This window comes from Salipiger sp. (assembly GCF_059781815.1).
Genome location: NZ_JBYNAH010000030.1, coordinates 19,759 through 29,959 on the forward strand (window position 1 = coordinate 19,759; position 10,201 = coordinate 29,959).

General features: G+C 67.1%; 8 protein-coding genes. 4 read left to right on the forward strand and 4 right to left on the reverse strand.

Features of this window, described 5'->3' with window-relative positions; all coding sequences use genetic code 11:
* The 3 genes from AC6RA4_RS05505 to AC6RA4_RS05515 all read right to left on the reverse strand — a co-directional run bounded on the left by AC6RA4_RS05505 (position 1) and on the right by AC6RA4_RS05515 (position 3,474).
* Positions 1–1,542, reverse strand: a complete 1,542-nt coding sequence (locus tag AC6RA4_RS05505; protein WP_500158188.1) for a sugar ABC transporter ATP-binding protein — start codon at positions 1,540–1,542, stop codon at positions 1–3.
* Positions 1,543–1,627: 85 nt separating this feature from the next.
* Positions 1,628–2,632 carry a rhamnose ABC transporter substrate-binding protein gene (rhaS, locus tag AC6RA4_RS05510; protein ID WP_500158190.1) on the reverse strand — a complete coding sequence of 335 codons (1,005 nt, stop codon included), beginning with the start codon at positions 2,630–2,632 and terminating at the stop codon, positions 1,628–1,630.
* 35 nt (positions 2,633–2,667) lie between these two features.
* Positions 2,668–3,474, reverse strand: coding sequence for a DeoR/GlpR family DNA-binding transcription regulator (locus AC6RA4_RS05515; RefSeq protein WP_500158192.1), 807 nt, complete (start codon positions 3,472–3,474; stop codon positions 2,668–2,670).
* A 186-nt stretch (positions 3,475–3,660) separates the two neighbouring features.
* Here AC6RA4_RS05515 and AC6RA4_RS05520 point away from each other — a divergent pair, with 186 nt between their 5' ends.
* The 3 genes from AC6RA4_RS05520 to rhaD all read left to right on the forward strand — a co-directional run bounded on the left by AC6RA4_RS05520 (position 3,661) and on the right by rhaD (position 8,140).
* Complete coding sequence (locus AC6RA4_RS05520) at positions 3,661–5,763, forward strand: bifunctional rhamnulose-1-phosphate aldolase/short-chain dehydrogenase (RefSeq protein WP_500158194.1); 2,103 nt, start codon at positions 3,661–3,663, stop codon at positions 5,761–5,763.
* Between the two features lie 281 nt (positions 5,764–6,044).
* On the forward strand, positions 6,045–7,292 hold the full coding sequence (locus AC6RA4_RS05525; RefSeq protein WP_500158196.1) for an L-rhamnose isomerase: 1,248 nt from the start codon (positions 6,045–6,047) through the stop codon (positions 7,290–7,292).
* Between the two features lie 5 nt (positions 7,293–7,297).
* Positions 7,298–8,140: a rhamnulose-1-phosphate aldolase gene (rhaD, locus tag AC6RA4_RS05530; protein WP_500158197.1), complete on the forward strand. Its 843-nt coding sequence runs from the start codon at positions 7,298–7,300 to the stop codon at positions 8,138–8,140.
* A 14-nt stretch (positions 8,141–8,154) separates the two neighbouring features.
* On the opposite strand, the gene AC6RA4_RS05535 is transcribed toward rhaD, so the two are convergent.
* Entirely contained in the window at positions 8,155–8,868 is a 714-nt protein-coding gene (locus AC6RA4_RS05535; protein ID WP_500158199.1) for a fumarylacetoacetate hydrolase family protein, read from the reverse strand.
* A 163-nt stretch (positions 8,869–9,031) separates the two neighbouring features.
* On the opposite strand from AC6RA4_RS05535, the gene AC6RA4_RS05540 reads away from it, so the two are divergent.
* The coding region (locus tag AC6RA4_RS05540; protein ID WP_500158201.1) for an NAD(P)/FAD-dependent oxidoreductase at positions 9,032–10,201 on the forward strand (1,170 nt) is incomplete at its 3' end.

A 10,201-nucleotide genomic window follows, 5' to 3' on the forward strand; every position in this document is an offset into this window, starting at 1 on the left:
TCATCTCTCCCGGATGCCGGCGGCGTGACGGACAAGGGTTTCGGGGGTCATCTCGTCTCCCGCCAACTCGGCGACCATGCGGCCCTCGCGCATGACGATGACCCGGTCGGACATGCCCAGCACCTCGGGGATCTCCGAGCTGACCATGATCACCGCCAGCCCCTGCCCCGCCAGCTCGGCCATGAAATCGTGCACCGCCGCCTTTGAGCCGATGTCGATGCCCTTGGTCGGCTCGTCGAGGATGATCACCTTGGGCTGGGTGGCGAGCCACTTGGCGATCACCACCTTCTGCTGATTGCCGCCCGAGAGGTTGCCGACATCGGTGTCGAGCGAGGCGGCGCGCAGGTCGAGCCGCTCGCAATAGGTGCGCGCCAGCTTGAACTCCTCGGCCAGCCGGATGAAGCCGCGGCGCGAGGTGCGGCCCAGCGAGGGCAGCGTGACGTTCTGAAAGATCGGCATGGCGGTGATGGCGCCCTGCTGGCCGCGATCCTCGGGGACATAGACGATGCCCGCCCCCACAGCATCGGCGGGCGAGGCGATCTCGCGGCTCTCGCCGTCGATGCGGATGCGGCCCGCGGACGGCTTGGTGATGCCGAAGAGCGATTGCATGACCTCGGAGCGCCCCGCACCCACAAGACCGTAGAAGCCGAGGATCTCGCCCTTGCGCAGCGAGAAGCCGATGCCGTCGAATTCGGTAGGGTGGCAGTAGTCTTCGACCGCCAGCACCTCGTCACCGAGCTCGGGCGTGCGGTCGGGGAAGATATGCGCCACCTCGCGGCCGACCATCAGCTTGACCAGCGCGTCGTTGTCGGTCTCGGCGATGCGGCCCTCGCCCACGTACTGCCCGTCGCGGAAGACGGTGTAATTGTCGGCGATGCGGAAGATCTCGTCGAACTTGTGGCTGATGAACAGGATCGCCTTGCCCTGCGCCTTGAGCTGGTCGACCAGCTCATAAAGCTCTTCGATTTCCTTGTGCGACAGCGCCGCGGTGGGTTCGTCCATGATCACCACGCGGGCATCGATCGACAGCGCCCGGGCGATGGCCACCATGTGCTTGTTGGCGATGCCGAGGTCGCGCAGCCGGGTCGCGGGGTCGATCTCGGCGCCGATCCCGGTCAGGATCTCGGCCGAGCGGCGATTGATCTCGGCCCAGTCAAGCAGGCCCCAGCGGGTGCGCGGCGCGTGCCCGAGGAAGATGTTCTCGGCCACCGACAGCTCGTCGAACAGCACCGTCTCCTGATGGATCGCGGTGATGCCGGCGTCGGCGGCGTCCTGCGCGGTGGGAAAGCGGGTCTCCTCGCCGTCGACGAGGATGCGGCCCTCGGTCGGCTGGTAGATGCCCGTGAGGATCTTCACCATCGTCGACTTGCCGGCGCCGTTCTCGCCGATCAGCGCGGTGACCTCGCCGGGATAGAGGTTCAGAGACACCTCCGAGAGGGCGCGCACGCCGGGAAAGGTCTTGGTGATGCCGTCGAGGGCCAGAACGGGCGTCGGGCGGGTCACTGGATCTGTCTCTGCCTGGGTCTGTGTCTGCATCAGCATGTCGTGGCGCCCCGTCGATTGGAGGGAGCGCCCCGGCGCGGCGGAAGCGCCGGGGTCGCGTCTTGCATGGATCGAGCGGAGGCGATCAGAAGATCGACTTGAACTCGTCGATGTTGCCCGCGTCGTAGACGAAGGGATCGGCCATCGCGCCATTGCCCTCGTCATCGAGCGTCACCTCGCCCATGCGGCCCATCGGCAGGGTCGCGCCCGGCTCGGCGGTGGCCTCGCCGGTGGCGAGCGCGTGGGCGATCATGGTGGCCGAGTAGCCAAGGTCGATCGGGTTCCAGATCGCAAAGGACTGCGACGCGCCCGACTCGATGGCGCCGGCCATTTCTGAGGGCAGGCCGAGGCCGGTCACGTTGACCTCACCGGCCTTGCCGGCATCGGCGACGGCCTGCGCGGCGGCCACGATGCCCACCGAGGTCGGCGCGATGATGGCGTCGAGATCGGGATAGGTCGCCATCAGGCCCTGCGCCTCGCGGTAGGACTTGTCGGCGAGGTCGTCGCCATAGACGGTCGCGACCAGCTCGATGCCCTCGTACTCGGGCAGCACCTTCTTCATCTCCTCGATCCAGATGTTCTGGTTCGTGGCGGTGGCAGAGGCCGACAGGATCGCCACCTGTCCGCCCTCGGGCAGGTGATCGGCGGCGAGCTTGACGCACATATTGCCGATCAGTTCGTTCGAGGACGGGTTGAGATGCATCAGGCGGCCCTCGGGTGCGACACCCGAATCCCAGCTGATCACGGTGATGCCGCGCTGCATGGCCTTCTTCAGCGAGGGCACCAGCGCGTCATAGTCGTTGGCCGAGATCGCGATGGCATCGACGCCCTGCGCGATCAGCGAGTTGATCACCTCGATCTGCCCCTCGGCAGTGGTATCGGTCGGGCCGGTATAGATGATCTGGGTGTCGCCCAGCTCGGCCGCGGCCTCCTCGGCGCCCTTCGCTGCGGCCTCGAAGAAGCCGATGCCCAGCGCCTTGACCACGAGCGCGATGCGCGTCTCGTCGGCCGAGGCCGCCGTTGCGCCAAAGCCTGCCGCCATCGTTGCGGCCAGCGCCACCGTTCCAAGTACCTTGTTGATCACGCGCATAAGTTCCTCCCGTATGAAGCGTGTTGGGCGAAGACCTAGGAGGCCGCCCCATCCTCCTCGCTTGCCGCCGCGACCGGCGCGACGATCAGCTCCACATCCGCCGCCTCGAGCATCGAGGCGGCACGATCCGAAATCCCGTCATCGGTGATCACCACGTTCACCCGCTCGAGCGGGCAGAGCACCAGAGACGAGCGCTGTTCGAATTTCGTGCTGTCGACCAGCACCACCAGCTCGTCGGCCTGGCCGATCAGCTTGTGCTCGGCCTGGATCAGCAGCGGATCCGCCTCCATCAGGCCCAGCGGCCCGACCCCCTGCGCCCCCATGAACATGCGCCGCGCATAGAAGTTGCGGGTCACGTCGTTCTCGAACGGGCTCAGCACGATCTGCTGCTCGCGGTAGATCACGCCGCCCGACAGCATCACCGTGTTCTTGGAATGCTTGAGCAGGTGCTCGGCGATGGGAAACGAGTTGGTAAAGACCTGCACCCGGCGGCTGGCCAGCGGGTGCACCATCTGGAAGGTCGTGGTGCCGCCGTTGATGATGATCGGATCACCATCGGTGACCAGCTCGCAGGCGGCGCGGGCGATGGCCTGCTTCTGCTTGATCCGCATGGTCTCGTTGACGGCGAAGGTGCGGCCAGCGAGGCCCACGAACTGCGGCGGGGCGATGGCTTCGGCGCCACCGCGCACGCGGCGCAGCTTCTTTTGCATGTGAAGGGTGGCGATGTCGCGGCGCACCGTCGCCTCGGACACGCCCGTCAGGTTCACCAGATCGGCCACGGTGGCGACCGGTCGCTCCTGAACCGCTGACAGAATCAGCCTGTGGCGCTCGCTTTCGTGCATGACGTCCTCCCTCTTGACAGAAAACCTGCGCGGATTCCCGGTCAAAGTCAATCACAATCCGTCATGATTGCTCATTCTGCGGCGCAGAATGATTGAACGTGATTGTTTGTGATTGACAGAGCCGCCCGTGAGGCGCAGGTTTTGAGCAAGATTGAATCGGGCGCGCCGCGCCAATGGGAGGAAGCCATGCTCAAGACGACCGCCGCCCCGCGGCTCGAAACCCTATGGGACGACTCGCGCGCCGCATCGATGTCGGAGCCTGAAAAGCTGCTTTACCGCTCCAATCTGCTGGGCTCTGACAAGCGCATCACCAACTACGGCGGCGGCAACACCTCCGCCAAGGTGATCGAGACCGATCCGCTCACCGGCGAGGAGGCCGAGGTGCTCTGGGTCAAGGGCTCGGGCGGCGATGTGGGTTCGATCAAAATGGACGGCTTCGCCACCCTCTACATGGACAAGCTGCGCGCCCTGAAGGGCAAGTATCGCGGGGTTGAGTTCGAGGACGAGATGGTCGGCTACCTGCCGCATTGCACCTTCAACCTGAACCCGCGCGCCGCCTCGATCGACACGCCGCTGCACGCCTACGTGCCGCGCCGCCATGTCGATCACATGCACCCCGACGCGATCATCGCCATCGCCGCAGCCAAGGACAGCAAGGCGCTGACCCAGGAGATCTTCGGCGACGAGATCGGCTGGCTGCCGTGGAAAAAGCCGGGCTACGAGCTGGGGCTCTGGCTCGAGACCTTCTGCCTCGAGAACCCCGAGGCCAAGGGCGTCGTGCTCGAAAGCCACGGGCTCTTCACCTGGGCGGATGACGCCAAGGAGTGCTACCTGCTCACGCTCGAGATCATCAACAAGGCCATCGCCTATTTCGATGACAAGACCCGCGACGTGCCGGCCTTCGGCGGTGCGGCGAATGAAAGCCTCGCGCCCGAGGCCCGGCGCGCGGTGGCGGCGCGGCTGATGCCGGCGATCCGCGGCTTTGTCTCGGGCAAGCAGCACATGGTCGGCCATTTCGACGACAGCGACACGGTGCTCGAATTCGTCAACGGCCGCGACATGGGCGCGCTGGCCGCGCTCGGCACCTCGTGCCCGGACCATTTCCTGCGCACCAAGATCCGCCCGCTCGTGGTCGCCTTCGACCCGGCGCAGAACAATGTCGACGCGGTGCTGGAGGGGCTCGAGGCGCAGATCGCCGCCTATCGCGACGACTACGCCGCCTACTACGAGCGCTGCAAGCATGACGACAGCCCGGCGATCCGCGACCCCAACGCGGTGGTCTACCTCGTGCCCGGCGTCGGCATGATCACCTTCGCCAAGGACAAGGCCACGGCGCGGATCTCGGGCGAATTCTACACCAACGCGATCAACGTGATGCGCGGCGCCTCGGCGGTGAGCGAGTATTGCGGCCTGCCCGAGCAGGAGGCGTTCGACATCGAGTACTGGCTGCTCGAGGAAGCCAAGCTGCAGCGCATGCCCAAGCCCAAGAGCCTTGCCGGACGGGTGGCGCTGGTCACCGGCGGCGCCGGCGGCATCGGGGCGGCGACCGCCGAGCGCTACCTCGCCGAGGGCGCCTGCGTGATGCTGGCCGATATCAGCGCCGAGAACCTCAGGGCCGCGCATGACGGCCTCGCCCAGCGCCATGGCAAGGACGTGGTGCGCAGCGTGCTGATGAACGTCACCGACGAGAGCGCCGTCGCCGCCGCCTATGACGAGACGGCAGTGGAATTCGGCGGGCTCGACATCCTCGTGTCGAACGCCGGCATCGCGAGCTCGGCCCCGGTCGAGGAAACCTCGCTGGCGCTCTGGTCCAAGAACATGGACATCCTGTCGACGGGCTATTTCCTCGTCTCGCGCGAGGCCTTCAAGCTGATGCGCGCGCAGGGAATCGGCGGCGCCATCGTCTTCGTCGCCTCCAAGAACGGCCTTGCAGCCTCGCCCAACGCCTCGGCCTATTGCACCGCCAAGGCCTCGGAGATCCACCTCGCCCGCTGCCTCGCGCTGGAAGGCGCCGAGGCGGGCATCCGGGTCAACGTGGTCAATCCCGACGCGGTGCTGCGCGGCTCGAAGATCTGGGAGGGCGAGTGGCTCGAACAGCGCGCCTCGACCTACGGCACCGACAAGGAGGGGCTCGAGGAGATGTATCGCAACCGCTCGATGCTGAAGCGCTCGGTGCTGCCCGAGGACATCGCCGAGGCGGCGTATTTCCTCGCCTCGGACCTTTCGGCGAAATCCACCGGCAACATCCTCAACGTCGATGCCGGCAACAAGGAGGCGTTCACGCGCTGAGCGCGGGCGGGCTTTCGGCCCGCCCCCACCCGCCGCCCGGAGGAGACCATGCGGCATGTTCCGAGCCCGAACCATCCCACGAATCCGGATGCCGGCGCGCTGCCGACACCTTGCGGTGTCCCTCCCCGACACCGCCGGCGCGACGGCCAGCGCCCCGCACGCCGCCGCGCCCTCCCCCTCACCGATGACCACGCCGCAGGCCGGACGCCGCAGCGATCTGCGCCCGCCCCTGCCCTGCCGGGACGCCAGCCCGCGCCCGGCCCCCTGAAAGGAGACCAGCCATGACCACCAAGAGCTACGAGACGGCCCGCGAGGCCTTTGCCGCGTGGGATGTCGACACCGAGGCCGCGCTCGCGACGCTGGCCACGATCCCGATCTCGGTGCATTGCTGGCAGGGCGACGACGTGGTCGGCTTCGAGAGCCGGCACGGCAGCTCGGGCGGCGGCATTCAGGCCACCGGCAACCACCCCGGCCGCGCCCGCACCCCGGGCGAGCTGCGCGCCGATCTGGAGTTCGCCTATTCCAAGATCCCGGGCACCCACCGGCTCAACCTGCACGCCTGCTACATGGACACCGACGAGTCGCCCGACCGTGACGAGATCGAGGTGAAGCACTTCCAGCCGTGGATCGACTGGGCCGGGGATCAAGGCATCGGGCTCGATTTCAACCCGACCTTCTTTGCCCACGAAAAGGCCGACGACAACCTGACCCTCAGCCATCCCGATCAGGGCATCCGCGATTTCTGGATCGAGCACGGCAAGCGCAGCCGCGAGATCGCCGCCGCCTTCGGGCGCGCGCAGGGCAGCGCCTGCGTCAACAACATCTGGGTGCCGGACGGCTCCAAGGACAACCCGGTCGACCGCATGGGCGCGCGCCGGCGGCTCGAGGCCTCGCTCGACGCCATGTGCGCCGAAACGCTCGACAAGTCCCAGATGCTAGACGCGGTGGAATCGAAGCTCTTCGGCATCGGGGTCGAGGCGATGACCGTGGGCAGCCACGAGTTCTACATGGGCTACGCGATCCGGCGCGGCACGCTACTCTGCCTCGACATGGGGCATTTCCACCCGACCGAGAACATCGCCGACAAGCTCAGCGCCGTGGCGCTCTCGGTCGACGAGATCCTGCTGCATGTCAGCCGCCCGATGCGCTGGGACAGCGACCACGTGATCCTGCTCGATGACAGCATCCGCGCCATGGCGCAGGAGCTGGTGTTCGGCGATCTGCTCGGGCGCACCCATATCGGGCTCGATTTCTTCGACGCCACGATCAGCCGCACCGCCGCCTGGGTGATCGGCGTGCGGAACATGCAAAAGGCCCTGCTCGAGTCGCTGCTGATGCCGCAGGCGCGGCTCAAGGCGGCGGAGACGTCGCTCGACTTCACCACAAGGCTGATGCTCACCGAAGAGCTGAAGGACCTGCCCTTCGGTGCGGTCTGGGCCGAGTTCTGCGACCGCAAGAGCGTGCCCTCGGGCGCGCAGCTCATCTCGGATCTCGACGCCTATCAGGCGTCGGTCGCCTCGCGAGGATAGAGACCATGGCACCGTTCACGCATCCGATTTCCTTCGTCAAGGAGGCCGCCCCGCTGGCGCATCTGTGCTGGAAGATGGGCTGGAACGAGGCCAACGGCGGCAACTTCTCCTGGCGCCTCCCGCGCGAGGAGATCGAGGCCATCCTGACCCGCCACTATCCCGAGCTCGCCCCGAGCGAGCCGGTGCCGATGCCGATCGACGAGCCCGAGCTCGACGGCGAGTATTTCCTCGTCACGGGCTCCGGGCAGTTCTTCCGCCACGCGCTCGAAAAGCCCAATCAGGTCTTCGGCATCGTGCGCATCACCCAAGGCGGCACCGCGTGGCAGAAATGCTGGGGCTTCTCCTCGGGCGCCAAACCGACCTCGGAATTCGCCACCCATCTCGTCGCCCACGCAATCCGCAAGCGGGTCTCGAACGGGCGCGAGCGGATGATCCTGCATTGCCACCCGCCGGACTTCGTCGCGCTGAGCTTTCTCGAACCGCTCGACACGCGGGCGCTGACCCGCGTGCTGTGGGAGAAGATGCCCGAATGCATCGTGATCTTCCCCGACGGGGTGCGCGTGGTGCCGCTGCTCCTGCCCGGCACGGTCGAGATCGCGGAGGCCTCGGCGGTCGAGCTCGAGCACAGCCGGGTGATCTCGTGGAGCCACCACGGCATCTTCGCCTCCGAGGAAAACCCCGACAAGATCTTTGCCCTCGTCGAAACGGTCGAGAAGGCGGCGGCGATCCACAGGCGCGTGCTCTCGGCGGGCGGCGCGAAGCAGGCGATCTCCACCGCCATGCTGCGCCAGCTCACCGAGAAATTCGAGGCGCTTCTGGTCGCGCCTCCGGTGCTGCTCGACGACTGATGAGCCCGGACTGATCAGCCCCCGGCCCGTGCCTCGTCGCGCGGGCCGATGGTGGTTGTGATCTCGCCGACGCCCTCGATGCTGACGACACAGGCGTCGCCCGGCACCAGCGCGCCGACACCCGCCGGCGTGCCGGTCATGATGAGATCGCCCGGCGCCAGCTCGACGCTTTCCGACAGGAAGGCGACAACGTCCTGCACCGGCCAGATCATCTCGGCCAGATCGCCATCCTGCTTCACCTCGCCATTCACCGACAGGCTGATGCGGCCCTCGGAGGGGTGGCCGATCTCGCTTGCCGAATGCAGCGGCCCGATCACCGCCGAACGGTCGAAGCCCTTCGACAGGTCCCACGGGCGGCGCAGCTCCTTGGCGTCGTTCTGCATGTCGCGCCGGGTGAGGTCGTTGCCCACCGCGTAGCCCCAGACATGCTCGAGCGCGCGGTCCGCCGGGATGTCGCGCCCGCCCGCGCCGATAGCGACCACCAGCTCGGCCTCGTAATGCAGATTTTCGGTCTGCGGCGGATAGGCGATGGTCGCGCCGTCCTCCACCACCGCGTCGGCGGGCTTGGTGAAAAAGAACGGCGGCTCGCGGTCCGGATCACGCCCCATCTCGCGGGCATGGGCGGCGTAGTTGCGCCCGACGCAGAAGATGCGGCGGACCGGGAAGCGATCTTCGCTGCCGGCGACGGCGATGGAGGGGGTCTCCATCGGAGGGATGACAAAGCTCATGCGAACTCCCGTGTCTCGTGCTGTTTCTAAAGGCTTACGCCCTGAGCCCCCCACGATACCAGCCGCTTTCCCCGCGCCCCAGATTGACAGCCCCCGCGAAGCGGCGCTTGATCCCGGCAACAGGAAAGGGCGGCAGAGGCAACTCGTCGTAAGAGGGTGAAAGATGAAGAAGACAGTGGCAGTGATCGGCGCCGGCATAGTGGGGGTCTCGACCGCGATCTGGCTGCAGCGCGACGGGCATGACGTGATCCTGATCGACAAGGCCGGACCCGGCGAGGGCACCAGCCACGGCAATGGCGGCGTGCTGGCCTCGTGCTCGGTGATGCCGGTGCCCGGCCCCGGGCTCTGGACCAAGGCGCCCAAGATGCTGCTCGACCCCAACCAGCCGCTGTTCATGAAGTGGTCCTACCTGCCCAAGCTTCTGCCCTGGCTGATGAAATACATGAGCCACGCCAATGCCGACAGCGCCCGCCGCCGCGCCGCCGCGGCGACCTCGATCATCGGCGACAGCCTCTCGGACCACCTTGCCCTCGCCAACGGCACCGGGGCCGAGAAATGGGTCGTCCCGAGCGATTACGTCTTCATCTACAACACCCGCGCCGATTACGAGGCCGACGCCTTCGGCTTCTCGGTGCGCAAGGAGAACGGCTTCAAATGGGAGCTGCTCGAGGATCAGGCGTTCCGCGACTACGATCCGATCTGGGGCCCGCAGATGACCTGCGCCGCGCGCTTCCCCGATCACGGCCGCATCGCGGATCCGGGCCAGTACGTCAAAGACCTCGCCGGCCACGTGCAGGCGCAGGGCGGGCGGCTGATCATCGGCGAGGTGAGCGACATCGCCCGCGAAAAGGGCGCCGTCACCGGCGTCCGCATCGGTGGCGAGACCATTGCTTGCGACGCAGCAGTGCTCACCACCGGGGTCTGGTCCGGCCCGCTTGCGGCCAAACTTGGCGTCAAGCCGCCGCTCGAATCCGAGCGCGGCTACCATCTCGAGCTCTACGAGCCCTCGGTCATGCCGCGCTCGCCGGTGATGATCGCCTCGGGCAAGTTCGTGGCCACCCCGATGGAGGGCCGTCTGCGGCTCGCCGGCATCGTGGAGCTCGGCGGGCTCGACCTGCCGCCCTCGCGCGCGCCCTTCGCGCTCTTGGAAAAGCAGATCCGCGCCGCCATCCCGGGCCTGACCTGGAAAAAGACCGTGGAATGGATGGGCCACCGCCCCTCGATGGCCGATTCCCTGCCGGTGATCGGGGAATCTCCTGTGATCAGCGGCGCTTACATGGGGTTTGGCCACGATCATGTCGGTTTGACGGGCGGTCCGAAGACCGGACGCATC